Raw genomic sequence first — 25316 nt, forward strand, 5'->3', positions numbered from 1 at the left:
GGCAGTTCATTCCATGCGCGTTGCGATCTTCGGCACCGGCTACGTGGGTCTTGTGACCGGTGCCTGCCTGGCGGAAGTGGGGCATCAGGTCGTCTGTGTGGATATCGATCAAGCCAAGCTTGATGCCCTCAATCGCGGGCTGATTCCGATCTACGAGCCCGGCCTGGAGCCGATGGTGAAGGCCAACCATGCCGCCGGCAGGTTGCGCTTCACCAGCGACGCGGCTGCCGCGATCGCGCATGGCGAGATCACCTTCATTGCCGTAGGCACGCCGGCCGACCAGGATGGGAGTGCCGACCTGCAATACGTGCTGGCAGTTGCGCGCACGGTGGGCCGGCATATCGACGGCCCGGCGATCGTGGTCAACAAGTCAACGGTGCCGGTCGGCACGGCCGATCGCGTACGCGTGGCGATCCAGGAAGAACTGGCCGCGCGCGGAGTGGCGCACGACTTCGATGTCGTCTCCAACCCCGAATTCCTCAAGGAAGGCGACGCGGTGGCCGACTGCATGCGCCCCGACCGCATCGTGATCGGCGCCAAGAAGCCGGCAGCCATTGCGCGCATGCGTCGCCTGTACGCACCGTTCAATCGCAACCGCGATCGCATCGTCGAAATGGACGTGCGTTCGGCCGAGCTGACCAAGTACGCGGCCAACGCGATGCTGGCGACCAAGATCAGTTTCATGAACGAGATCGCCAATATTGCCGAGCGTGTCGGTGCCGACGTCGAACAGGTGCGTAACGGCATCGGCTCTGATCCGCGTATTGGCTGGCACTTCATCTATCCCGGCGCCGGTTACGGCGGCTCGTGCTTCCCGAAGGACGTGCAGGCATTGGCCAAGACGGCCGAGCAGTACGGCATGCAGCCGACCCTGCTCAACGCAGTGGAAAGCGTCAATAACGCGCAGAAGGGCCATCTGTTCGAACTGGTGCAGCGGCATTACGGCACCGAGGGTGCCGGCATTGTGGCCGGCAAGACCTTCGCGGTGTGGGGTCTGGCGTTCAAGCCCAATACCGACGACATGCGTGCTGCGTCCAGCCGTCGCTTGATGGAACAGTTGTGGGAAGCCGGTGCCACCGTGCGCGTCTACGACCCTGAAGCCACTCGCGAAGCCAGGCGCATCTTCGGCGAGCGCGATGATCTGACCTTCTGCGACAATGCCTTTTCTGCACTGGAAGATGCCGACGCACTGGTCGTGGTTACCGAGTGGAAGCAGTTCCGGAGCCCGGACTTCGGCAAGATCAAGCAGGCCTTGAAGGACGATGTCGTCTTCGACGGCCGCAACCTTTACGACCCGCAAGAGATCGAAGCCGCAGGTCTGGCGTACTACGCCATTGGACGAGGCCGTTCGCTGTATGCATGAGCAACTCCCGCTGCAAGACCGCGCGCTGGAAGCGCGGTTGATCGAATTGGAAACGCGCCTCTCCTTCCAGGAGCAGGCGCTCAACGAACTGAGTGAAGCACTTGCAGACGCCCGTTTGACGGGCGCACGCAATGCCGAATTGATCCGCCACCTGCTCGAGGATCTGGGCAAGGTGCGCTCCACATTGTTTGCCGATGCAGTGGACGAACCGCCGCCTCCGCACTACTGATTGCAGATTGCCACCGCCATGAGCGATACCTTACGTGACCAGTTGCTTGGGTTGGGCTTCAAGTCCGCGCCCAAGCCCGAACGCAAACCCGATGCACGTCCTGCAGCGCGTGCGCATGGCAATGGTGGCAAGCCAGCACCCGGGGGTAATCGGCCGGGCCAGGCCAGGGGGCCGCAGCGTCCGCATGCCGCTGCGGCGACCGATGGCCATGGCGAGCGCAAACCCGCTGGCAGGCCCGAGCGTCGTCATGACGGCAAGCCCGGTGCAGCGCCGCGTCCGCAGCATCCCGCTGCAGATCGCCGTGGCCCCAGGCCGGCGCGCACGCGCGAAGATATCGATCTGGCCAAGGCCTATGCGATCCGTGCGCAGCGCGAGAAGGACGAGCGCATCGAAGCCGAGCGAGTGAAGCAGGAAGAAGCACGTCTGCGTCGCGAAGCCAAGGCCAAGCTCGAAGCGCTAGTGAAGGACAAGGGCCTGAATGATGCCGCTGCGGATATCGCCCGGCACTTTCCGTATGGCGGCAAGATCAAGCGCATTTACGTCAACGCCGATCAGCTCAAGGCGCTCAACACCGGGGAGCTGGGCGTGCTGCAACTCAACGGACGCTATCTGCTGGTGACTGCCGAGCTTCTCGCCGAAGCCGAAGCGGTGTTCGCCCCATCGGTGGCATTGAAAGTGGACCCAAACGCACCAGCGGGCGAGGACCCGTACGCTGATCCGAAATATCAGGTGCCCGACGATCTGGTCTGGTAAGACGCGCGCTGCGTGGTGTGTGTTGTATACGGGCGCCTACGGGTGCCCTTTTTTTAGGCATTTTTCCGAAGGCAGCAAGCGCGCAGCCGCCGCGTAAGCCAGAGGGCGGCCATCGGATTGTCGGGCGTAGAACGCATGCTGGTTGTCTGATCATGGTGCCGCGCTGCCATCGGGGCTCACCCTGACCGCTAACCCGGCAGACAACAACCAGAGCGCCGCTATACAAGCCGGTCACAGGCGGCGCGGCACCATGCGCGCCGTTACGTATCGATGCAGGCTGGCGCCTCTGCCGTGGCCTCGTCCCTGCGTGGTTGCTCTGTCCTGCCAATGGTGCTGCATATGTCCCTGTGGTCGAAATCCTTGAAATCCAACGCCGTGGCGGCCGTCGTCTCTCGTGCGCCTGTTCGCGTGCCGGTGCGGGCGCGGCGCCGAACGCCGTCGGCTTTGGCGATGCTTGCGCTGTGCGTCGCTAGCGGGCACGCCGCCGCGCAGGCAGACGATGCGCCAGCGTTCGACCGGCCGGGCATTCCGTTCGCTGCGGAGGCGTTGCAGCCAGGTGCGTTTGCGTGGGAACAGGGCTTGCCGGATGCGAGTACCGATCGCAGCGGCGGGCAGCGCACGACCCAATACACTGCCGACACGCTGCTGCGTCTGGGGTTGTTCCAGGATGTGGAGCTGCAACTCGGGAGCGACAGCTACAACTGGCAGCATGGCGGTGGCGCGCGGGTGCGTGGCGGTGGCGACAGCAGTGTCGGGTTGAAGGTGGCCTTGCCATCGCGCTCGGAGAACTTTCATTGGGCTGCGTTGGGCACTTACAGCATCCCGACCGGCAGCCCGGCCTTCAGCGACGGCTACTCGCGCGAACTCGGGGTGACTGCATCCTGGGATCTGGCGCAGCAGCGCGCCCTCGCGTTATACGTCAATTACGCGCGCGACGACGACGGGCACACCTGGACGTTCTCTCCCAATTACACGTTTTTCTCCGGCGACCATTTCAGCAGCTATGTGGAAGCGGGCTTGGACACCGGCAGCGAGCATGCGCGTGTGGCTGGCGCGGGTGGCGCATGGCAGCTGCCGCATGCGATGCAGCTGGATGTGTCGGTGTTGCGCGGACTGACCTCGGAAAGCCCGGACTGGGAGGGTGGCATCGGACTGTCGATCGCGTTTGAGTGAGCGGCGCGAACCGCCGCTGCTGGGTCACTGACCAGTCGGCGCGTTGCCCTGGGCCTCTCAGCCTGGTGCCAGATGAGCTATGTTGCACTGCCGCATGCATTGGCTGCGCGGAAAAGGCCTAATTGGATCGATCCAATTTGATGCCACTGCATGCGTCTTTCTTCCACCGCAAGGCTTGCCACGTGACGCCAGCCAAGCCGACACCCGAGATGACGGCGGACGACGCGACGCCGGGCGCGCGGCGCGGCGCGGTGACGTTACGCGATATCGCCGGCGCCATTGGTGTCTCGCGCGCAACGGTGTCGCTGGTGCTGCGCGGTAGCCCGCTCGTGCATGCGAGCACGCGCGCGCGCGTGGAGGCCGAGCTGGATCGGCAGAATTACGTCTACAACCGCGCCGCGGCGAACTTACGCCAGCGCACCTCGTCCAGCGTCGCGCTGGTGATCAACGATTTGTCCAACCCGTTTTTTGCCGAGTTCGCCGCCGGCGTCGACGAAGCACTGGGCGCAGCCGGCTATGTCACCTTGCTCGGTAGCACCGGCGAATCGACGCAGCGTCAACAAGCAGTGCTGACCTCGCTGATGGAGCACACGCCGGCGGGCATCATCCTGTCGCCGGCCGAAGGCAGCCAGGCGCAGGCGCTGAGCCAGGTGCTCGGCCGCCAGCGCAACGTGGTGCTGTTCAATCGCGAGGTGGAAGGCGCGCAATGGGATCTGCTGGCGCTCGACAACGCACAAGGCGCGTTCGTGGCCTGCTCGCATCTGATCGCGCAAGGTCATCGGCGTATCGTGTTCTTCGGTGGGCATGCCGCATCCAGTTCCTGCCGCCAGCGCCGCGCCGGCTACGCGCGTGCGATGCAGGAGGCGGACCTGGAAACGCATTACGTCGAGTCGGCTCCAAATCGCCAGGACGCCGCAGTCTGCGGGGCGCGCTTGCTAAACAGTACGGCGCAGGCAGCGACTGCGGCGGTCTGCTACAACGACACCGTTGCGCTCGGCTTGATGGCGGCACTGGCCAAGCACGGCCTCGTACCCGGCCGCGACTTCGCGGTGACCGGCTTCGACGATATCGCCGAAGCGGCGCTGTTCACGCCTGCATTGACCACCCTGGCTGCAGACCCGCGTGCGCGGGGCAGGCAGGCTGCGCAATTGGTGCTGCAACGCATCGGTAGCCCCGAGCTTGCCGCACAACAGCTGACCGCCGCAGTCGCACTGAATATTCGTGCGAGCAGCGCCTGCGGACCCACAACGCGAATGTCACCACCTCCCCCAAGCGGTCCATCCGCCCATTCCCCCACCAAGGCCTCAGGCCGCTGACCAGGCAATCCCTATGGTTTCCCTTTCCACGCAATCCTCCGTGCCCAGCGGCAACAAGGCGCCCGTCAACAACGGCGTCGCGTTGTCGGTGGTCACCACGATCTTTTTCATGTGGGGCTTTCTGACCTGCCTCAACGACATCCTGATTCCGCATCTGAAGGCGGTGTTCGAGCTCAACTTCGCGCAGGCGATGCTGGTGCAGTTCACCTTCTTCGGTGCCTATTTCCTGATGTCGCTGCCGGCCGGTTGGCTGGTGAACCGGTTGGGCTATAAGCAGGGTATCGTGGCCGGCTTGGCGGTGGCGGCGGTCGGCGCGCTGGGCTTCTGGCCGGCGGCGGAATTGCGCGTGTACAGCGCATTTCTCGGCGCGTTGTTCGTATTGGCCACTGGCATCACCATCTTGCAGGTGGCGGCCAATCCCTACGTCGCCTTGCTGGGGCCAGAGCGTAGCGCCTCCAGTCGCTTGACCCTGGCCCAGGCACTGAATTCGCTCGGCACTGCAATCGCGCCACTGTTGGGCGGCTGGTTGATCCTGTCCAACACGGTAATGAGCGGCGACCAACTGAAGGCCCTGCCGGAAGCTGAGCAACTGGCTTATCGCGTGCAGGAAGCGCAGGCCGTGCAAGGCCCGTACATCGGGCTGGGCATCGTGCTGTTCCTGTTGGCGATCTTCGTGTTTTTGTTCCGTCTGCCGGCTCTGACCGACGCCAGCGCACAGAAAGACGACAGCACGCATTCCTTGCTCGATGCCTTGCAACACCCGCATGTGCGCTTCGGTGTGTTGGCGATCTTTTTCTACGTTGGCGCCGAAGTGGCGATCGGCAGCCTGATGGTCAATTACTTCTCGCTGCCGCAGATCGGTGGGTTCACCGAGCGCGAGGCAACCAAGTATGTGTCGGCCTACTGGACGCTGGCGATGATCGGCCGTTTCATCGGCTCGGCGCTGCTGGCCAAGCTGTCGCCGCGCGTGTTGTTGTCGGTGTTCGCTGCAATCAACGCGGTGTTGCTGGGCCTGACCATGACCAGCGGCGGCATGTTGGCGGTGTACGCGCTGGTGGCGATCGGCCTGTTCAATTCGATCATGTTCCCGACCATCTTCACCCTGGGCATCGAGCGGCTTGGTCCGCTGACCGGGCGCGCGTCGAGCCTGCTGATCATGGCCATTGTCGGCGGCGCAATCGTGCCGTATCTGCAAGGGTTGCTCGCCGACAGCATCGGCCTGCATGAGTCGTTCGTGCTGCCGTTGCTGTGCTACCTGTACATCGTGTTCTACGGTATCTGGGGCTCGCGGTTGCGCGGCGCACTGGCGGAGGCACGCGCATGAGTGCGAGCAAGCATCAGGTGGTGTGTTTCGGCGAAGCGCTGATCGACATGCTGGCGTTGCCGCAGGCCCGCCCGGACGAGGCGCGCACCTTCGCGCAATATGCCGGCGGTGCGCCGGCCAATGTCGCCGTTGCGGTGGCGCGCCTGGGGGGCGCTGCGCATTTTGTGGGCATGCTCGGGCGCGACATGTTCGGCGATTTCCTGCTGCAAAGCCTGCAGCAATCCGGCGTGGCGACCGACGGCATCGTACGCACCGATCAGGCCAAGACTGCGTTGGCGTTCGTTGCGCTGGACGACGCGGGCGAACGCAGTTTCAGTTTCTACCGTCCACCGGCAGCGGACCTGTTGTTCCGTCCCGAGCACTTCGCTGCGGACGGGTTTACGCAGGCAGCGGTCTTGCATGTGTGCTCCAACAGCATGACCGAGCCGGAAATTGCCCAGTGCACGCTCGACGGCATGCGCCGTGCGCGCGCCGATGGCGCCATCGTCAGCCTTGATCTGAATCTGCGCCCGATGCTGTGGCCGCAGGATGTCGAGCCGGCGCCGTTGCTATGGGAGGCGCTGGCGTTGGCCGATGTGGTCAAGCTTTCGCGCGAGGAACTTGAGTATCTGGCGGGAACGCTCGATAGCGACGCCAGTGCGGTCACGCAAAAGCTGTGGCAGGGCAGGGCCAGTTGGTTGCTGGTCACCGATGGCGGCGGGCCGGTGCATTGGCAGACACGTACCGATTCAGGCCAGGTGCCGGCGTTCCAGGTGCAGGTGCGCGATAGCACCGCCGCCGGCGATGCGTTCGTCGGCGGGCTGCTGTATCAGCTGGCGACGCGTGCTGCATCGCTGGAGCAGCTGTGCGGTGATCCCGCGGTAATCAATGAGGTGATCCGGTTTGCTGCCGCGGTCGGCGCGCTGGCGGTGACGCGCAAGGGCGCGTTCGCGGCAATGCCGAGCATCGATGAAGTCCATTCCTTGATCCAGGAACAATCATGAGCCGTTTGCCTGCAACACCCGCACCCGATTTCCGTTCGGCCGACGTCTTGCGCCAGCACATCGCCGACACCATGGCGTTCTATCATCCGCGCGCGATCGATCCGGCCGGTGGGTTTTTCCAGTATTTCCGCGATGACGGTTCGATCTACGATGCAGGGCATCGGCACTTGGTCAGCAGTACGCGCTTCGTCTTCAACTACGCGATGGCCTACCGCGAGTTCGGCGATGCTGCGTACCTGCAGGCGGTACGTCACGGGCTGGACTATCTGCGCAACGTGCATCGCAACCCGCAAACCGGGGGTTATGCGTGGACGCTGCGCGATGGCGTGGTCGAAGACGACATGAATCACTGCTACGGCGTTGCCTTTGTGTTGCTGGCGTATTCGTGCGGCTTGAAAGCCGGCGTCGATGAGGCGCGTGCGTGGATGGACGAAACCTGGCAACTGCTGGAAAAACACTTCTGGGAAGCAGGCTTCGGCTTGTATCGCGACGAAGCCGACGCGCAGTTCAACTTCACCAGCTACCGCGGTCAGAACGCCAACATGCATATGTGCGAGGCGATGATTGCTGCGTACGAGGCCAGCGGCGAGCAGCGTTATCTCGATCGTGCACTGGTGCTGGCGGAGAACATGACCCAACGCCAGGCTGCCAAAGCCGATGGGCTGGTGTGGGAGCATTACGACCTGCAGTGGAATATCGACTGGGATTACAACCGCGATAATCCCAAGCACCTGTTCCGCCCGTGGGGCTTTCAGCCGGGCCATCAGACCGAATGGGCCAAGCTGCTGATGCTGCTGGATCGCTATGCGCCGGCCGACTGGTTGCTGCCCACCGCGCAGCACCTGTTCGATGTGGCGGTGGAGCGCTCATGGGATACGCAGCGCGGCGGGCTGTATTACGGCTTCGACCCTGAAGGCAATGTCTGCGACGACGACAAGTATTTCTGGGTGCAGGCCGAGTCGTTGGCCGCTGCCGCATTGCTGGCGCAGCGCAGCGGCGACGATCGCTACTGGCAGTGGTACGACACGCTGTGGGCCCATTCGTGGGCGCACATGATCGACCATCAGTATGGCGCGTGGTATCGCATCCTGGATGCGGACAACCGCAAGTACAGCGATGAGAAAAGCCCGGCGGGTAAGACCGATTACCACACCATGGGCGCGTGCTACGAAGTCTTGAACGTGTTGCGGCCGGCTGCTTGATGCTGGCGTGATCCAAGCGCCGCCGCGCAATGCGGTGGCGTTGCAGCGTAGGAGCGCACCCGGGCGCGATGAGGTTCTACCAGGAAAGCCTCATCGCGCCCGGGTGCGCTCCTGCGATCTGCGGACTGCAGATGCCCTTACTCCGGGTCGTAATCCAGATTCAATGCCAGCCAACGCTCGGCCAGTGCCAGCGTGATGCCCTTGCGCTTTGCATAATCGGCCACCTGTTCCTTGCTCAGTCGCCCGACCACGAAGTACTGGCTCTTGGGGTGGCTGAAGTAATACCCGGAGACCGCGGCAGTGGGCAGCATCGCGAAGCTTTCGGTCAGCGACATGTCGGCGTTGCGCTCGGCATCGAGCAGATCGAACAAGGTACGTTTTTCGCTGTGTTCGGGGCAGGCCGGGTAACCGGGTGCCGGGCGAATGCCGCGATAGCGCTCGGCGATCAAGGCTTCGTTGTCCAACGCTTCGTCCTCGACATAACCCCAGAACTCGGTGCGCACGCGTTGATGCAGGCGCTCGGCCAGTGCCTCTGCCAGACGGTCGGCCAGAGCCTTGAGCAGGATGGAATTGTAGTCGTCGTGCGCGGCTTCGAACCGGGCCACATGCGCATCGATACCGATGCCGGCAGTGACCGCGAAGGCGCCGATCCAGTCCTGCGTGCCGCTGCTTTTCGGAGCGATGAAATCGGCCAGGCAGAAATCCGGGCGGTCGATGGGCTTGTCGACTTGTTGGCGCAAGAAGTGCAGGAGTTGCCGGGATTGGGGATTGGAAATTCGGGATTGGCTTTGCTTCTGCCAATCTCCAATCTCGACTTCCGAATCCCGGGGGTCCGTCAGGATCACCTCAACATCATCCCCAACGCTATTTGCCGGCCACAGCCCGAACACGGCCTTGGCCGTCAGCCACTTCTCTTCGACGATGCGCTTGAGCATGCGGCGTGCGTCGCGATACAGCTCGCTGGCCTGGGTGCCGACGATTTCGTCGCTGAGAATCGCGGGAAACTTGCCGGCCAGTTCCCATGCCTGAAAGAACGGCGTCCAGTCGATGAGTTCGATCAGCTCCTGCAACGGGTAGTCATCGAAGACGTGGATGCCTGGCTGGCGTGGGGCCGGTGGCGTGTAAGTGCCCCAATCGCCGTCGAAGCGTTGCGCACGCGCTTTTTCGAGCGACACCAAGCGCTTGGCATCGCCGCGATTACGGTGGCGTGCGCGGATTTCCGCGTAATCGGCATCGTTGGCGGCGACGAAGGCCTGGCGCAGGTCGCGCGAGATCAGCGACTGCGCCACGCCCACGGCACGCGAGGCGTCCTTCACCCACACGGTGGGCGCGGTGTAGTGCGGGTCGATCTTCAGCGCGGTGTGCGCGCGCGAGGTCGTTGCGCCGCCGATCAACAACGGAATGTCAAAGCCCTGCCGCTGCATCTCGCGCGCCACATGCGACATTTCTTCCAGAGATGGCGTGATGAGGCCGGACAGCCCGATCAGATCCGCGTTTTCTTCGCGTGCGCGATCCAGGATCACCTGCGCCGAGACCATCACGCCCAGATCCACCACGTCGAAGTTGTTGCAGGCCAACACCACGCCGACGATGTTCTTGCCGATGTCGTGCACGTCGCCCTTGACGGTGGCCATGATGATCTTGCCGTTGGACTTGCCGACATCGCCGGTGCGCAGTTTTTCCGCTTCGATGAAGGGCAGCAGATACGCCACCGCTTTTTTCATCACGCGCGCGGACTTGACCACCTGCGGCAAAAACATCTTGCCGGCGCCGAACAAATCGCCCACCACGTTCATGCCGTCCATCAGCGGGCCTTCGATCACGTCCAGAGGGCGTGTGGAATGCTGGCGCGCTTCTTCGGTATCGGTTTCCACGAATGCGTCGATGCCATGCACCAGCGCATGCGCCAAGCGCGCGCGTACCGGCTTGTCGCGCCAGGCCAGGTCTTCGACTTTTGCCGCGCCCTTGGTGCCCTTGTAGCGCTCGGCGATTTCCAGCAGACGTTCGGTGCCGTCACGGCGTCGGTTGAGGATCACGTCCTCCACGCGTTCGCGCAGTTCCGGGTCCAGTTCGTCGTAGATCGGCATGCCGCCGGCGTTGACGATGCCCATGTCCATACCGGCCTTGATCGCATGGAACAGGAACACCGAGTGGATTGCCTGGCGTACGGTTTCGTTGCCGCGGAACGAGAACGAGACATTGGAAACGCCGCCGGACACATGGCAGTGCGGCAGCGTGTCCTTGATGATGCGGGTAGCTTCGATGAAGTCCACCGCGTAGTTGTCGTGCTCTTCGATGCCGGTGGCCACGGCAAAGATGTTCGGGTCGAAGATGATGTCTTCCGGCGGAAAGCCCACCTGCTCGGTCAGCAGCGTGTAGGCGCGCGTGCAGATCTCGACCTTGCGTGCGCAGGTGTCGGCCTGGCCCGCTTCGTCGAAGGCCATCACCACCGCGGCGGCGCCGTAGCGCAACACCTTGCGGGCGTGTTCGATGAACACCGCTTCGCCTTCCTTGAGCGAGATGGAATTCACTACGCTCTTGCCTTGCAGGCACTTCAATCCCGCTTCGATGACACTCCACTTGGACGAATCCACCATCACCGGAATGCGCGCGATATCCGGCTCGGACATGATCAGGTTGAGAAAGCGCGTCATTGCCTTCTCCGAATCGATCAGGCCTTCATCCATGTTGACGTCGAGGATCTGCGCACCGCTGTCCACCTGCTGACGCGCGACCTCCACCGCTTCCTCGTAGCGCTCCTCCTTGATCAGCTTGCGGAACTGCGCACTGCCGGTGACGTTGGTGCGCTCGCCGACGTTGACGAACAACAGGTCCGGCGTAATGACCAGCGGCTCAAGGCCGGACAAGCGGGTGTAGCGGGGAGTGCTCATGCAAGGCTCTGCTGGAAGGCGACGCCGACGGCGCGATCGGTCGTGGTGAGTCGGTGTTCACGGCCCGGCCCTGGGGCGCGGTGCAATGCGGCCCTCATCCGGCGCTTCGCGCCACCTTCTCCCGCAAGTGGGAGAAGGCAGGTGGACTGCGCACGGCGCGTCCTTGCGGCAATCCAAGCGCCGCGCTGTCCTTCTCCCGCTAGCGGGAGAAGGTGCCCGAAGGGCGGATGAGGGTGAGCCTGACGCATCACGCCGCCAGCTCTTGTGCGCCCGGCAATTGCCGCGGTGGCAGATCAGCGACCGCCTCGGCAATGGCGCGGATATGGTCGGGCGAGGTGCCGCAGCAGCCACCGACCAGATTGAGCAGGCCGGCCTGTGCGAATTCGCGCAGCGTCTGCGCCATTTCTTCCGGCGTCTCGTCGTATTCGCCGAAGGCATTCGGCAAGCCGGCATTCGGATGCGCACTGACATAGGTGTCGGCGATCTGCGCCAGCGTTTCCACATGCGGGCGCAAATCCCTGGCGCCGAGCGCGCAATTCAGGCCGATCGACAACGGCCGGCCGTGCGCGACCGATGCATAAAACGCTTCGGCAGTCTGTCCCGACAAGGTGCGACCGGATGCATCGGTGATGGTGCCGGAGACCATCACCGGCAAACGCCCGCCGCGCGCGTCGAAGACCTCTTCGATCGCATACAGCGCGGCCTTGGCGTTGAGCGTGTCGAAGATGGTTTCCACCATCAGCGTATCCGCGCCGCCATCGATCAGGCCCTCGATAGCCTCGCGATAGGTTGCGCGCAGCGCATCGAAACTGGTGTTGCGGTAGCCCGGGTCGTTGACGTCCGGGCTGATCGAGGCAGTACGGCTGGTGGGGCCGAGCACGCCGATCACAAAGCGCGGCTTGTGCGGGGTCAACGCCTCGACGTCGTCGCAACAGGCGCGCGCGACCTGTGCGCCGGCCTTGTTCAACTCGTACACCAGATGTTCCAGGTGATAGTCGGCCTGGCTCACCGACGTGGCGTTGAAGGTATTGGTTTCCAGGAGATCGGCACCTGCCTCCAGGTAGGCACGATGAATGCCGGCAATGATTTCCGGGCGGGTCAACAGCAGCAGATCGTTGTTGCCCTTCAGGTCGTGGCCCTGCGGTACGTGCGCGTGGTCGCAACCGGGGCCGTGCACGTGCGCACTGTCGTAGCCGTCGGCAAAGCGGGTGCCGCGGTAATCGGGCTCCTGCAGATCGTGGCGCTGGATCATGGTGCCCATCGCCCCATCGATGATGAGGATGCGCTCGGCAAGCGCGGCAGTGAGCTTGGCTGCGCGTTCTGGATGCAGCCACGGCAATGCAAACCGGATTGGAGATTCGGGATTAGGGATTCGCACGTGCGTCATGGTCCGGTTCTCCGCGCAGCGGTGTCTTTGTTTTTCACTAATCCCGAATCCCGATTCGCCATTCCCGGCTTCACCGCAATCAGCGAGATCACTTCGAAATGGGGCGGGCGTTTTTCGCGTGTCACCGTCTCCAGGCTGGAGACGTCCAGCCCGGCTTTTTCAACGAACTTGCGCAACTCCTTGGCCGCAAAGCCCAGATTGACGTGGCCGTACGCATGCACTGCGGCGCGATGTTCGTGCTTGGCCAGGCTGCACAGCAGCAGGCGGCCGCCCGGGCGCAGCACGCGCGCCGATTCGGCTACCGCCTGCGCCGGTTTGGCCGCGTAGGTCAGTGCATGCATCAGCACCACCAGGTCGAAGCTGGCATCGGGGAATGGCAGCGCATGCATATCGCCTTCGCGCACTTCCACGTTGCGTAGTTTGCGCAGGCGCTCGCTGGCGGCCGCAACTACGCGCGCGCTGGTGTCGATGCAGATGTAGCGGGTGGCGTGCGGTGCCACCAGTTCGGCCAGCACGCCGTCGCCGGCCGCGATATCGAGCACGTCGCCGGTTTCCAGCAGGGGCAGGGCGGTGCGCGCCAGGGCCTCCCAGGTGCGGCCCGGCGAGTAATGCCGCTCCATGTCGCCGGCCACCGAATCGGCCCAGTTCTGGTCCGCAGCACGGTTGGCCAGCACGGCGGCCACGCGCTCGGCATCCTGGCGCAACAACGGGTCGTCGCTGCCGGTGCTCAGTGCCAGCCACAGCGCCCGTTGGGCCGGGTCCAGCGACACTTCGTCGAAGCGGTAATACGCCGACACCCCGGCGCGACGGTCGCGGACCAGCCCGGCTTCCTTGAGTTTGGCCAGGTGCGTGGACACCCGCGGCTGCGCCAGGCGGGTGATGGCCGACAGCTCGGCCACGGTGAGTTCTTCCTGCTCCAGCAAGGCCAGCAGGCGGACTCGGGTGGCGTCGGCGAATACCTTCAGGCGTGCCGACCAGTCTTCCAGATCCATGAATATCTCTATATCGCGATATGGAGATATTTTCGACCCGGCGCCAGGTGCGGTCAACTACATACGCATGCGAATGGTTGGCGCTACAATGGGGCTCAGCTCAGGCCTGAAGGGGTGCGACGTGGATTTCAGCTTCACCGAAGAACAATTAATGATCCAGGATGTGGCGCGCCGCATCGCGCAGGAAAAGATCGCGCCCAGCGCCGAGCAATTCGACCGTAGCGGCGAATTCCCGCTCGAAAATATCCGCCTGTTGGGCGAAAACGGCCTGATGGGCATCGAGGTGCCGGTCGAATACGGCGGCGCCGGCATGGACCCGATCAGCTACGCGCTGGCGATGATCGAAATCGCCGCGGCCGACGGCGCGCATTCCACCATCGTTTCGGTCAACAACTCGCTGTTTTGCACCGGTATTCTGAAGAACGGCAGCGAAGCGCAAAAGCAGCTCTACGTGCGCGCGATCGCCGAAGGCGCGCACATCGGTGCGTTCGCGCTGACCGAGCCGCAGTCCGGCTCGGATGCCTCGGCAATGCGCTGCCGCGCGGTCAAGCAGGCCGATGGCAGCTTCCTCATCAACGGCAAGAAGAGCTGGATCACCTCCGGCCCGGTGGCCAAGTACATCGTCTTGTTTGCAATGACCGAGCCGGACAAGGGTTCGCGCGGCATCACTGCGTTCATGGTCGACACCGATCGCGCCGGTTTTCATCGCGGCAAGACCGAGCCCAAGCTCGGCATTCGCGCCTCGGCCACCTGCGAAATCGAGTTTGCCGATTACGTTGCGCAGCCCGATGAAGTGCTGGGCGTGGAAGGCGAGGGCTTCAAGACTGCGATGAGCGTTCTGGACGCCGGGCGCATCGGTATTGCCTCGCAAGCGGTCGGGATTGCACGTGCGGCTTATGAGGCCACGCTGGCCTACGTCAAGGAGCGCAAGGCATTCGGCGCGGCGATCGGCACGTTCCAGATGACCCAGGCCAAGATCGCCGACATGAAGTGCAAGCTGGATGCAGCGCTGCTGCTGACGCTGCGCGCCGCGTGGTTGAAAGGGCAGGGGCAGAAGTTCGGCACCGAAGCGGCAGTGGCCAAGCTCACTGCATCCGAGGCGGCGATGTGGATCACCCATCAGGCCGTGCAAATCCATGGCGGCATGGGGTATTCGAAAGAAATGCCGCTGGAGCGCTACTTTCGCGATGCAAAGATCACCGAAATCTACGAGGGCACCTCGGAAATCCAGCGCCTGGTGATTGCACGCGGCGAGACTGGCTTGCGCTGAAGTCGACCGCGCTCCAGCGCTGCCGCCACGCGCGGCAACGCTGGAGCGCTCTCCGCGATGCAAAGATCACCGAAATCTACGAGGGCACCTCGGAAATCCAGCGCCTGGTGATAGCGCGCGGCGAGACTGGCTTGCGCTGAAGTCGACCGCGCTCCAGCGCTGCCGCCACGCGCGGCAACGCTGGAGCGCTCTCCGCGATGCAAAGATCACCGAAATCTGCGAGGGCACCTCGGAAATCCAGCGCCTGGTGATTGCGCGCGGCGAGACTGGCTTGCGCTGAAGTCGACCGCGCTCCAGCGCTGCCGCCACGCGCGGCAACGCTGGAGCGCTCTCCGCGATGCAAAGATCACCGAAATCTACGAGGGGACTTCGGAAATCCAGCGCCTGGTGAATGCGCGCGGCGAGACTGGCTTGCGCTGAGGTCTTGCCGCGCTCCCGCGCTGCCGCTATACGCGGCAACGCTGGAGCGCGCTCGGGTCGCAGCGATGCGGCAAGGTCCGAGCGCTTGCTGCAGTGCGTTGTGATCACCAAGGGCGGCTACGCCAACGCTTGTCCTGCGTTGCAGGCGCGGACCACAATCGACGCCTCTCCCGTGTCTGGTGCGCGCATGTCCCGGTCTTCGCACGCTGCTTCGTCCCGTGTTTCACGCTCCGGCTTTGCATATACGCTTTGGTGCTGGGGGCTGCTGCTGTTCTGCACGATGGCAAGCGCGCAAACGCCGCCACCGTCGATCGTGCCGACCGATCGTCTGCAGGAGTCCTGGTGGGCGCAGCGGCATGCCCAGGTGCTGGAACAGGTCAAGCAGCACCCGGATGCCAAGTTGCTGCTGATCGGCGATTCGATCACCCAAAACTACGAAAAAGCCAAGGCGCCGGACGAAGACTTCCAGCCGACCTGGCAAACCTTCTACGGTAGCCGCGGCGCACTCAACCTGGGTTTCAGTGGCGACGGCACCGAAAACGTGTTGTGGCGGCTGGCCAATGGCGAAGTCGACGGGCTGCAGCCGAAGGTCGCGCTGGTGCTGATCGGCACCAATAACACCGGCCATCTCGGTCAAACCGCCGAGCAGACCCAACTCGGTATCGATGCGGTGGTCGCAGCGATCGAGCAAAAGCTGCCGCGCACGCACATCCTGCTGCTGAGTGTGTTGCCCAGCGATCTCTCCAGCGAAAAATCGCGGCGCGATGCGCAGATCAATCAGGGCCTGGCCGTGCGTTACGGCGACAACCCACGCGTGACCTATCTGGATGTGAGCTCGGTCTTCCAGCGCGACGGCAAGCTGCGCACCGAGCTGTTTTACGACACCCGGTTCCGTCCGGCGGCCGGTGCCTTGCATCCGGACACGCGGGGGCAGCGCATGCTGGCCGAAGCGATCGAGCCCACGCTCGCGCGGCTGCTGGGCGAGCCGCCGGTCAAGCCGGTGGCCGAACTCGGCCGTGACGCGGCGACCTCGCTGATGCCGGTCGACTGGCTGGAGCAGGATTCCTACGACTGGTACGCACGCCACCACGCAGCGCTGGCCATCGCGCGCAGCCTGAAGCCGGAGGTAGTGATGATCGGCGACTCGATCACCCATTCCTGGTCTGGGCCGCCGCAGGCCACGCGCGTCAGTGGCCCCGAATCGTGGCAATGGTTGTATGGCATGCGGCCGGTACTGAATCTGGGCTTCGGCTGGGACCGCACGCAAAATGTGCTGTGGCGCATCCGCCAGGGCGAACTCGATGGTCTGGACCCGCGCTGGGTGGTGCTGCATCTCGGCACCAACAATCTCAGCGGCACGGCGCAATCGCGCGCCAGTACCCCGGCTGAAGCGGCGTTGGGTGTGCAGGCGGTGGTGAGTGAGGTGCGCCGCCGCCTGCCCAACAGCAAGCTGATCCTGATGGCGATCATGCCGCGTGGCCGCAACCCCGACGATGCGCGGCGCGCGCCGATCGCCGAGACAAACCGGCTGCTGGTCGCGCGCTATGCCAAGGATCCGGCGGTGCAGTTGGTCGATATCGGCCCCAGGCTGCTGCAGCCCGACGGCACGCTGCCCGAAGCGCTGATGCCCGATGGCACCCATCCCAGCGAATCCGGCTACCGCATCTGGGCACGGGCGCTGCGCGAGGCAGGAATTACCGCTGCGCCGTGACGGGGGCGGCGCGCGCGCGTTCGTCGAAAGGCGAGCGCGGCTGGTGAGTGTGGCACTGCGGCCGCCCGCGCGCTGCTGCGTTGTGCGTGCCGACAGTCGCGTTTGGTTTTTTTAGCATTGCGCGGGCCCACATTCCGCGTGGAGCGTGATGACGGCCGACGGGCTCAAGCGAGGCTATCTGCCGCGTCCGACGCCAGGAAAGCGAGCCCGGGTCGAGGTGCCGGCAAGGGCTCGGCGCGGCGATCGAGTACAGAGCACTGCATTTTCGAGCCGCAGAAACCAGAAGACCCCCGATTGCTCGGAGGTCTTTTTAAACTGGTGCCCAGAAGAGGACTCGAACCTCCACGAAGTTGCCCCCGCTAGCACCTGAAGCTAGTGCGTCTACCAATTCCGCCACCTGGGCAGGTGAGCCGCGAATTTTGCAGGCTCCCGGCAGGCTTGTCAATGGTTTCTGTGCAGCAATCGTCGGCGGTCGCGCCGGCCTTGCTGCCCATCTCGCCGCGCCACGCAGTACCATGTAAGCAATGACAAAGAAAAAAACCCCAGATTCCGATCGGCCGAGTCGCCGCAAATCCACCGGCGCAGGCGATTCCAGCGCTGCCGAACAGCAGAAGTTGCCGGGCTGGATGCCAGACTTCCTGGTCCGCGCCGCAGCCGGCGCATCGACCAGGTCCGCCAACAAGCGCGCTGCCGACAAAGCATCCAACGCCTCCAAAGCCTCGCCACAGCCGGCGACCGCGCCGCCTGCGCCGCGCGCTCCGCATCCGCGCAAGAGTGGCCCGTCTGCGCCGCCGCCGGAACGCTTCCAGACCGCCGCGCCCGCGGCTGCCGAATTCAAGGATCCGCATGCCGAGCGCGAGGCTCTTCGGTATGCCGAGCCGATCGCCAGCCGCGAGGCGATCCTGCAGTTGCTGGAAGCCTGCGACGGTCCGCAGACCGCCGAAGAAATTGCCGAGCAGCTCAATCTGAGCGATCGCATCGACGCACTGGGCAAGCGCCTGGCTGCGATGGTGCGCGAAGCACAGCTGGTGCAGAACCGCCGCGGCGGTTATGCGCCGGTGCAGCAGACCAGCCTGATCGCCGGCGTGGTCATCGCCAATCCGGAGGGGTTTGGTTTCCTCAAACCCGACGAGGGCGGCGACGATCTGTTCCTGCCACCGTTCGAAATGCGCAAGGTCATGCATGGCGACCGCGCGCTCGCCAATGTCACCGGCATCGATCGCCGCGGCCGTCGCGAAGGCGCCATTGCGCGCGTGCTCGAGCGTGGCATGTCGCGCATGCTGGGGCGCTTCTTCTATGAGCACGGCGTGGCTTACGTCGACCCCGACGACAAGCGCATCCAGCGCAATGTGCAGATCGCCCCGGACGGTATCGGCGAGGCACGCGAAGGCCAATTGGTGGTCTGCGAACTGATCGCCCCGCCGGACGCGCGCCGCCCGGCGATCGGCAAGATCATCGCGGTGCTGGGCGACAAGCTGACGCCGTCGCTGGTCGTGGAAATGGCCATCCACGGCCATGAATTACCGCACGAATTTCCGCAAGAAGTACTGGACGAAGCGGCGGCCGTGCCGTTGGTGGTCGAGCCGCAGATGATCGGCGGGCGCGTGGACCTGCGGCAGATGCCACTGGTCACCATCGATGGCGAAGACGCCAAGGATTTCGACGACGCGGTGTATTGCGAACCCAACGCCGACGGCTTCCGTCTGGTGGTGGCAATCGCCGACGTGTCCAACTATGTGCGTCCCGGGACGCCGCTGGACGACGAAGCGCAAAAGCGCGCTACCTCGGTGTATTTCCCTGGGTTCGTGGTGCCGATGCTGCCGGAAACGCTGTCCAACGGCATCTGCTCGCTGATGCCCAAGGTCGACCGCATGTGTTTCGTCTGCGACATGCAGGTGGGGCGCGATGGCGAAGTGACCGGCTCGCGTTTTTACGAAGCGGTGATGAATTCGCACGCACGCCTGACCTATAACCAGGTCTGGAAGGCGGTGGGCGAAGACGATGCGGATACCAAGGCCTTCATCGGTCCGTTGCTGCCGCAAGTGCAGCGCCTGCATCAGCTGTATCACCTGCTGTCGAAGGCGCGCACGCAGCGCGGCGCGATCGAGTTCGAAACCTCCGAAGTGCGCTTCGTGCTGGACAATACCGGCGAAGTCACCCAGGCCGGCATGCTGGTGCGCAACGATGCCCACAAGCTCATCGAAGAATGCATGATCGCCGCCAACGTCGAGGCGGCGCGCTACCTGCTGAGCGTGCATGTGCCCGCGCCCTACCGTGTGCATGAGCGCCCGCCGGAGAGCAAGTACGAAGACCTGCTGGAGTTCCTCAAGGAATTCCAGCTGAGCTTGCCGGCATGGAGCAAGGTGCGACCCGGCGACTACACCAAGCTGCTGAAGAAGGTGCGCGCGCGCCCGGATGCGGCGCTGCTGGAATCGGTGTTGCTGCGCAGCCAGAGCCTGGCGGTGTATTCGCCGGAGAACAACGGCCATTTCGGTCTGGCGCTGGAGGCATACGCGCATTTCACCTCGCCGATTCGGCGTTACCCGGATCTGTTGGTACACCGCGCAATCAAGCACGCACTGACCGGCGCCAGCCCGCAGACATTCATCTATACCCCGCGTCAGATGGCGGCGCTGGCATTGCAATGCTCCGAGCGCGGACGGCGTGCCGATGAAGCCGAGCGCGAAGTGGACGAGCGCTACCGCGCAGCGTGGATGGAAAAGCACGTCGGTGGCCAGTTCGATGGCGTGATCAGCGGTGTGACGGGATTTGGCCTGTTCGTGGAGTTGACGCAGTCCAAGGTCAACGGCCTGGTGCACGTCACGCAGCTGCCGCAGGACTATTACCAGTTCGATCCGATTCGCAAGACGCTCAGCGGCGAGCGCCGTGGCCGCGAGTTCCGCCTCGGCGACCCGGTGCGTGTGCTGGTGCTCAAGGCCAGCATGGAAGAGCGCAAGATCGATTTCCGCCTGGCCGAAGAAAATGGCGGAGCGCCCGAAGCGCCGCTGCCGCCGCGCGAGAAGCCGACCAAGCGCAAGAAGAAATCGTACTGAGCTGCAGGACCATGTTGCGGGCGACCGAAACGGCAGCCCGCAGCACGTTTAGTGGTGGCAAGAGCAGCCACTAAAATATAGCGAGAGTCGTCGGATGGGTGCAGATGGCGCTGATCCATCGCAGCGTGCCGGCGTTTCCGGCCGATTCCCAATCCCGCTACCGGCCGCGTCCGCTTGGTGGTGAGCGCAGTCGTGTTATTAGCTGTCATAGAGGCAGGTGGGGCCGTTGCAGGTGTGTGGGTCTGCAATGGTGTCCGTAACAGACTGACGCGGAGCAGGGCATGGACACTTCAAGCGAATACAGCGGCGGCTGCCAGTGCGGGGCGGTGCGGTTTCATGTGCGTGGTGCGTTGGTGGACGCTTCCATCTGCCACTGCCGCATGTGTCAGAAAGCATTCGGCGCGTATTACGCGCCGCTGGTGTCTGTGCGAGGCACCGAGTTTCGCTGGACCCGTGGCGAGCCCAAGCGCTTTGCATCGTCGACGGTCGTGCAGCGCGGGTTTTGCGCCGATTGCGGCACGCCATTGACTTATGAGGCACCCGACGGGATCTCGGTTGCAGCAGGTGCCTTCGACACGCCGGAGCGGTTGCCGCCGCATATCCAGTATGGGTTGGATCGCAAGCTGCCCTTCGTCGATAGCTTGGCGCAGCTACCCACGCGTCCACCCGAAGACGATGCCGCCGCGGAGGCTTTTTTGGCCAGCGTGGTGTCGCGGCAGCATCCGGATCACGACACTGCGCATTGGCCCGCGTGAGAAGTCGCCCCGGTTTGGTTGTGCTACTGATCGCGGCATGCGAGCAGTGACGGTATCACCTCGCTCGCGGCCGTCTCGCCGCGCCAAGACGCGCTGGTGCACGATATGGCAGGCTTCCATCGGCACGATGGGTTGCACGGCCAGCATGCGTTCACTGCAGGCGCGCCATTGGCCCCGGGCGCTGCGTGTCCAGCACCGGTGCCCCTTGCAGCAACGCTTCGCTGGCATCGCCCGGGCTCCCATGCACCGGCCGTGACGTGACAGGCCGCAGGCCCTACCATTCCCTCTTTACCTCTTCGTATGCCCACGCAATGAGCAAGCAGAACCAGTGGATCGTCGGCGTCAACGCTGTCGCCTCGTCCGTCGAGAACGACGCCGACAACGTGCGCGAGGTCTTGATCGAAGCCGGCAGCAAGAATCCGCGCCTGACCGAGATCGAGGAACAGGCGCGCCGCAAGGGTATCGACGTGCGCCGGGTCAACACCCAGGCGCTGGACGGTGTGGGCGGGCAGGTGCGCCATCAGGGCGTGGCCGCGCGCTATGCCGCCGCGCGGCTGTGGGCAGAGAACGAGCTGGAAGGGCTGGTCGAGGCCGCCGCAGGGCGCGCGCTGGTGCTGATCCTCGATGGCGTGCAGGACCCGCACAACCTTGGCGCTTGCCTGCGCAGTGCGGCAGCGGCCGGGGTCACCGCGGTGGTGATTCCCAAGGACAAGTCGGCCACGGTGAACGCCACCGTGCGCAAGACCTCCGCCGGTGCCGCCGACCGTATTCCGGTGGTGGCGGTGACCAACCTGGCGCGCTGCCTGCGCGACCTGCAGAAGCAGGGGGTGTGGCTGTATGGCTTGGCCGGCGAAGCAGAGGCTTCGTTGTACAGCGTGGATCTGCGCGGCAATGTCGGGCTGGTTCTGGGTGGCGAGGCCGATGGCCTGCGCCGTCTCACCCGCGAGCACTGCGACGGCCTGGTCAAGATCCCGATGCCCGGCGAAATCGAAAGCCTCAATGTGTCGGTCGCGACCGGTGTGACCTTGTTCGAGGCCGTGCGCCAGCGCCTGGGCGCCTAACACCTGCGTGCATCAGGCGCGAGCGCAGGCGTGCCGGCCTGGGTATCGCACGCGCGTTACGCGATGCACATCAGCTCCAATTCTTGATCGTGGCAGTGCCGATGGGCATCTGCGCAATGTTCCGCGCAGATGCAGCTCGCAGACAGTGGCCTGACCCACGCGCAGGGAGTTGCAGCAAGGCTTTCCAGAGGTGCGCTTCCATCGTCGAACGCCGCGCGGCGTTTTTGCCTACCATATCGCCAGCGAACGGCGCGTTGTGTGTGATGAACGATGGGGTGGGCGCCTGGCAAACAGGCGAGAGCAGTTGCGGCGTCCAGGCGTCAGCACGACGAAGAAATAGACAGCAGCAGCGCTGGTTCGGTGTCGGCGCCTGCCTGCTGTTGGCGCTGTGTTCGCTTGTTGCGGTTGCCTCACCGGCCGGAACGGCACGCTTGCGCGATTACGCCATCGATAGCTGGAGTTCGCGCAACGGGCTGCCGCACAACTCCTTGCGCGACATCGCCCAGACCCGCGACGGGTATCTGTGGTTTGCAACCTGGGAAGGCCTGGTGCGCTACAACGGGCTGGAATTCAGCGTGATCGACCGCAGCACGCGCCCTGGGCTGCCCGATAACGGCGTCGGCGCACTCTACGTAGATCGCGATGGCGCGCTGTGGCTGAGCGATGCACGCGGCAACCTGGTCCGGCATGCTGCCGATGGGCAATGGCGGCAGTGGCAGTGGCAGCGGCAGGGGCAGTGGCCGCAGGCGTTGATCCATGCCATGACCATGGACGCTGAAGGCCGCATGTGGCTGTTGTTCGAAGGGCATGGGCTGGGCTGCCTGTGGCCGGATGGGCACTTCGACTATTCCCCGCCGCACGATGACGCGCCACTGCAGAGCAGCTTTCCGCGCATGGTGTTCGATGCGCGGGGGCGCTTGTTGATCGGCACCTTCGATGGATTGATCTACCGCGAACCGGATGGGCGCATGCACCGCGCGCCGGCTGCATTCGGGTTTCCACCGGGGTTGGCATGGCCGTATCGCGCAACGGACGGCACGGTGTGGGTGGTTGCGGGCGATCAGCTGTATCGCCTGCAGGGCGAGCGCGCCGAGCTGGTGCATCGGGTGCCGGGGCACGGCCACTTCACCGCGATGCTGCAGGATCGCCGCGGCGATCTGTGGCTGGGCAGCGAAAACCAGGGGCTGCTGCGGATCGGGCCGTACGGCGTGGAGCAGCTGCCGGCCGGTCGCAGCCTGCCGACCGGACGTATCGTCAGCCTGCGTGAGGACGCAGAAGGCAGTATCTGGGTCGGCGCCAACGGCGGTCTGTTCCGGCTGCGCGAGACCCTGTTCAGCAGCTACAGCCAGCGCGATGGATTAAGCGGCGACTACAGCCGCGCCATGTTGGAAGACCGCGACGGCAGTCTGTGGATCGCCGGAACCGCCGGCCTGGACCGGATGCTGCCGGACGGGCGCATCGTGCCGGTGCCGGTGGTCACACCCTCCGGGCGACGCCTTTCGGTGCTCAGTCTGGCGCTGGACCGGCACGGCGATCTTTGGGTGGGCACCTATGCCGATGGCGTCTTCGTGTTGCGCGCTGGGCGCGTGCTGAGCCATTACGGCGAGGCCGAGGGCATTCCCGGCGGGCATATCCGCGCGATCGTGATCGACGACCACGATGCGGTGTGGCTGGCAACCCAGCGTGGCGTGGCGCAGCTAGTGGATGGCAGGCGCGCGCCGTTGGCCATCGAAGGCCTGCCTGCCAGCGTGGTGACCGCATTGGCCAGCGTCGATGGTGCGTTGTGGATCGGTTCGGTCGATGGTGCGGCAGTGCTACGCAACGGCAAGCTGCGCCAGTTGAATCTGGAAAAACTGGGCGGCGCGCGCAGCGTGTTCGGTTTTCAGCCCATCGGCGATGCCATGTGGATCGCGACCGATCGCGGCCTGTATCGCGAGCGCAATGGCGTGCTTGCACGCGTGGGTCTGGAGCAGGGTATGCCGGTGGATACGGTGTTCCAGCTCATCGACGACCGGCGTGGCAATGCATGGATCAGCAGCAATCGCGGTGTGCTGCGTACCGAACTTAAGACCCTCAATGCCGTTGCCGACGGGCACGGCACGCTCGCGATCGAACGCTATGGCGAGATCGATGGCATGGGCAATGCGCAGGCCAACGGCAGTTCCGGCCCCAGCCTGCTGCGGCGTGCCGACGGCACGGTGTGGGTAGTGACAGCTGGCGGCGTGAGCAGGGTCGACCCCTCACGCCTGCAGCGCTTTCGCGAACGTCGCCCGCCGCCGGCAGTGATCGAGAATGTGCAGCAGGATGGCCAGCCGTTGGTGTGGCGCCAGCGCGCACAACTGGCTGGCGGGCATCGCTTGAACGTGTCCTACGTCGGCATGAGCTTTCTGCTGCCGGAGCGAATCGAGTACCGCACCCGACTGGAGGGTCTGGACGCTAGCTGGACCGAGCGCGGCCGGCAGCGCAGCGTGGAATTCATCGGCCTGCCGCCGGGCAGGTATCGTCTGCACGTGGCTGCGCGCCATCCGGGCGGGGCATGGAGCCCGCACGAAGCGGTGTGGGCGTTCGAGGTATTGCCGCTGTGGTGGCAACGCCAGGATGTGCGCTTGGCCGCGGCGCTGGGGACGCTCTTGTTGCTGGCCTTGCTGTATCGCGTGTTGCTGCATCGCTACAAGACCCATAACGCGCGCCTGGCCGAGCTGGTGCGCAAGCGCACCGAGGACCTGCAACGGCAGGCGCAGCGCTTGCTGCAGGCCAACCAGGAAAAGAGCGAGCTATTGACGCGTTTGCGTATCAAGTCCGACGTGTTCGAGCGTCAGGCGCACGAAGATGCGTTGACCGGGCTACCCAACCGTCGCCATTTCGACGAAGCGCTGGCGCGCGATATCAGCCGTGCACGGCGCAGTGCGCGCCCGCTGGTGCTGGCGATTCTGGATATCGATCACTTCAAGCGCATCAACGACCATTATTCGCACGCCAGCGGCGATGCGGTCCTGCACGAGGTGGGGGTGCTTCTCACGGCGGCCGCGCGCGCCTCGGATCTGCCGGCACGCCTGGGCGGCGAAGAATTCGCGCTGCTATTGGCCGACACCACGCTGGACGAGGCACAGGCACTTTGCCTGCGCATCCGCGCGCTCTTCCATGCCCGTCACAACTGGGGCAGCGTCGAGGGCTTGCAGGTGACCTTCAGCGCCGGTGTTGCCGCACTGCGCGACGAAGACACCGGCTCGTCGCTGATGCAGCGCGCCGATCACGCCTTGTACGAGGCCAAGAGCGCCGGGCGCGACCGGATCTGTGTGGGTTAGGGGCGGGGAATCGGGATTCGGGAGTCGCAACAGCAGTGCAGACATTCCTCCTCCTGCGGGAGAAAGTGCCCGCAGGCAGAGGAGGTAGATGCGCTACTGGCGCGCCACCTTAGAGTGCCACCTGTGCA

At 64.5% G+C, this 25316-nt stretch carries 18 protein-coding genes, 1 tRNA gene and 1 pseudogene; 16 read left to right on the forward strand and 4 right to left on the reverse strand.

The features are described 5' to 3' along the window. Positions 1-13: 13 nt before the first annotated feature. From AMD14_RS08390 to AMD14_RS08425, 8 genes are all read left to right on the forward strand, one after another. Complete coding sequence (locus AMD14_RS08390; RefSeq protein WP_011050996.1) at positions 14-1363, forward strand: UDP-glucose dehydrogenase family protein; 1350 nt, start codon at positions 14-16, stop codon at positions 1361-1363. Then, positions 1356-1592 carry a SlyX family protein gene (locus tag AMD14_RS08395; RefSeq protein ID WP_011050997.1) on the forward strand — a complete coding sequence of 79 codons (237 nt, stop codon included), beginning with the start codon at positions 1356-1358 and terminating at the stop codon, positions 1590-1592. The genes AMD14_RS08390 and AMD14_RS08395 overlap by 8 nt, the downstream gene beginning before the upstream one ends. An 18-nt stretch (positions 1593-1610) precedes the next feature. Continuing rightward, positions 1611-2345: a DUF2058 domain-containing protein gene (locus AMD14_RS08400; RefSeq protein WP_011050998.1), complete on the forward strand. Its 735-nt coding sequence runs from the start codon at positions 1611-1613 to the stop codon at positions 2343-2345. Positions 2346-2672: 327 nt separating this feature from the next. Continuing rightward, the gene (locus AMD14_RS08405; RefSeq protein ID WP_040107603.1) at positions 2673-3518 is read left to right on the forward strand and encodes a transporter; all 846 of its coding nucleotides are present in this window, start codon (positions 2673-2675) and stop codon (positions 3516-3518) included. A gap of 140 nt (positions 3519-3658) precedes the next feature. Continuing rightward, the gene (locus tag AMD14_RS08410) at positions 3659-4834 is read left to right on the forward strand and encodes a LacI family DNA-binding transcriptional regulator (RefSeq protein WP_016849915.1); all 1176 of its coding nucleotides are present in this window, start codon (positions 3659-3661) and stop codon (positions 4832-4834) included. Positions 4835-4847: 13 nt separating this feature from the next. Next, the gene (gene fucP, locus AMD14_RS08415) at positions 4848-6158 is read left to right on the forward strand and encodes an L-fucose:H+ symporter permease (RefSeq protein ID WP_011051000.1); all 1311 of its coding nucleotides are present in this window, start codon (positions 4848-4850) and stop codon (positions 6156-6158) included. Next, positions 6155-7141 (forward strand): carbohydrate kinase family protein, encoded by a 987-nt coding sequence (locus AMD14_RS08420; protein ID WP_003483712.1) that lies wholly within the window; start codon positions 6155-6157, stop codon positions 7139-7141. The genes fucP and AMD14_RS08420 overlap by 4 nt, the downstream gene beginning before the upstream one ends. Continuing rightward, positions 7138-8343 (forward strand): AGE family epimerase/isomerase, encoded by a 1206-nt coding sequence (locus tag AMD14_RS08425; RefSeq protein ID WP_011051002.1) that lies wholly within the window; start codon positions 7138-7140, stop codon positions 8341-8343. Before AMD14_RS08420 ends, AMD14_RS08425 begins: the two co-directional genes overlap by 4 nt. A 137-nt stretch (positions 8344-8480) precedes the next feature. Here the strand turns inward: AMD14_RS08425 and metH are convergent, their stop codons facing one another. The 3 genes from metH to AMD14_RS08440 form a co-directional block, all read right to left on the reverse strand. Next, entirely contained in the window at positions 8481-11234 is a 2754-nt protein-coding gene (gene metH / locus AMD14_RS08430; RefSeq protein ID WP_011051003.1) for a methionine synthase, read from the reverse strand. Between the two features lie 247 nt (positions 11235-11481). Further along, positions 11482-12621: a homocysteine S-methyltransferase family protein gene (locus AMD14_RS08435; protein WP_015463039.1), complete on the reverse strand. Its 1140-nt coding sequence runs from the start codon at positions 12619-12621 to the stop codon at positions 11482-11484. Further along, complete coding sequence (locus tag AMD14_RS08440; protein ID WP_011051005.1) at positions 12618-13613, reverse strand: ArsR/SmtB family transcription factor; 996 nt, start codon at positions 13611-13613, stop codon at positions 12618-12620. Before AMD14_RS08440 ends, AMD14_RS08435 begins: the two co-directional genes overlap by 4 nt. An 88-nt stretch (positions 13614-13701) precedes the next feature. On the opposite strand from AMD14_RS08440, the gene AMD14_RS08445 reads away from it, so the two are divergent. The 4 genes and pseudogenes from AMD14_RS08445 to AMD14_RS08450 all read left to right on the forward strand — a co-directional run bounded on the left by AMD14_RS08445 (position 13702) and on the right by AMD14_RS08450 (position 17014). Further along, positions 13702-14883, forward strand: a complete 1182-nt coding sequence (locus AMD14_RS08445) for an acyl-CoA dehydrogenase family protein (protein WP_029828661.1) — start codon at positions 13702-13704, stop codon at positions 14881-14883. A gap of 74 nt (positions 14884-14957) precedes the next feature. After that, positions 14958-15023, forward strand: a complete 66-nt coding sequence (locus tag AMD14_RS25480) for a hypothetical protein (protein ID WP_233125238.1) — start codon at positions 14958-14960, stop codon at positions 15021-15023. A 53-nt stretch (positions 15024-15076) separates the two neighbouring features. Further along, a pseudogene (locus tag AMD14_RS25260) lies at positions 15077-15163 on the forward strand (acyl-CoA dehydrogenase family protein); the annotation flags it as partial. Between the two features lie 327 nt (positions 15164-15490). Next, positions 15491-17014: a platelet-activating factor acetylhydrolase IB subunit gene (locus AMD14_RS08450; RefSeq protein ID WP_173427133.1), complete on the forward strand. Its 1524-nt coding sequence runs from the start codon at positions 15491-15493 to the stop codon at positions 17012-17014. Positions 17015-17330: 316 nt separating this feature from the next. On the opposite strand, the gene AMD14_RS08455 is transcribed toward AMD14_RS08450, so the two are convergent. Next, positions 17331-17417 (reverse strand) — tRNA-Leu (locus tag AMD14_RS08455). Between the two features lie 121 nt (positions 17418-17538). Between AMD14_RS08455 and rnr the strand changes: the two genes are divergently transcribed. The 4 genes from rnr to AMD14_RS08475 all read left to right on the forward strand — a co-directional run bounded on the left by rnr (position 17539) and on the right by AMD14_RS08475 (position 25188). Beyond that, positions 17539-20067 carry a ribonuclease R gene (rnr, locus tag AMD14_RS08460; RefSeq protein ID WP_003487135.1) on the forward strand — a complete coding sequence of 843 codons (2529 nt, stop codon included), beginning with the start codon at positions 17539-17541 and terminating at the stop codon, positions 20065-20067. Positions 20068-20348: 281 nt separating this feature from the next. After that, the gene (locus AMD14_RS08465; protein ID WP_005913791.1) at positions 20349-20822 is read left to right on the forward strand and encodes a GFA family protein; all 474 of its coding nucleotides are present in this window, start codon (positions 20349-20351) and stop codon (positions 20820-20822) included. Positions 20823-21133: 311 nt separating this feature from the next. Beyond that, positions 21134-21883: a 23S rRNA (guanosine(2251)-2'-O)-methyltransferase RlmB gene (rlmB, locus tag AMD14_RS08470; protein ID WP_003487142.1), complete on the forward strand. Its 750-nt coding sequence runs from the start codon at positions 21134-21136 to the stop codon at positions 21881-21883. Positions 21884-22146: 263 nt separating this feature from the next. After that, entirely contained in the window at positions 22147-25188 is a 3042-nt protein-coding gene (locus AMD14_RS08475) for a ligand-binding sensor domain-containing diguanylate cyclase (RefSeq protein WP_040156847.1), read from the forward strand. Positions 25189-25316: the final 128 nt, after the last annotated feature.

It is taken from the genome of Xanthomonas citri pv. citri, assembly GCF_000961215.1.
Classification (GTDB): domain Bacteria; phylum Pseudomonadota; class Gammaproteobacteria; order Xanthomonadales; family Xanthomonadaceae; genus Xanthomonas; species Xanthomonas cissicola.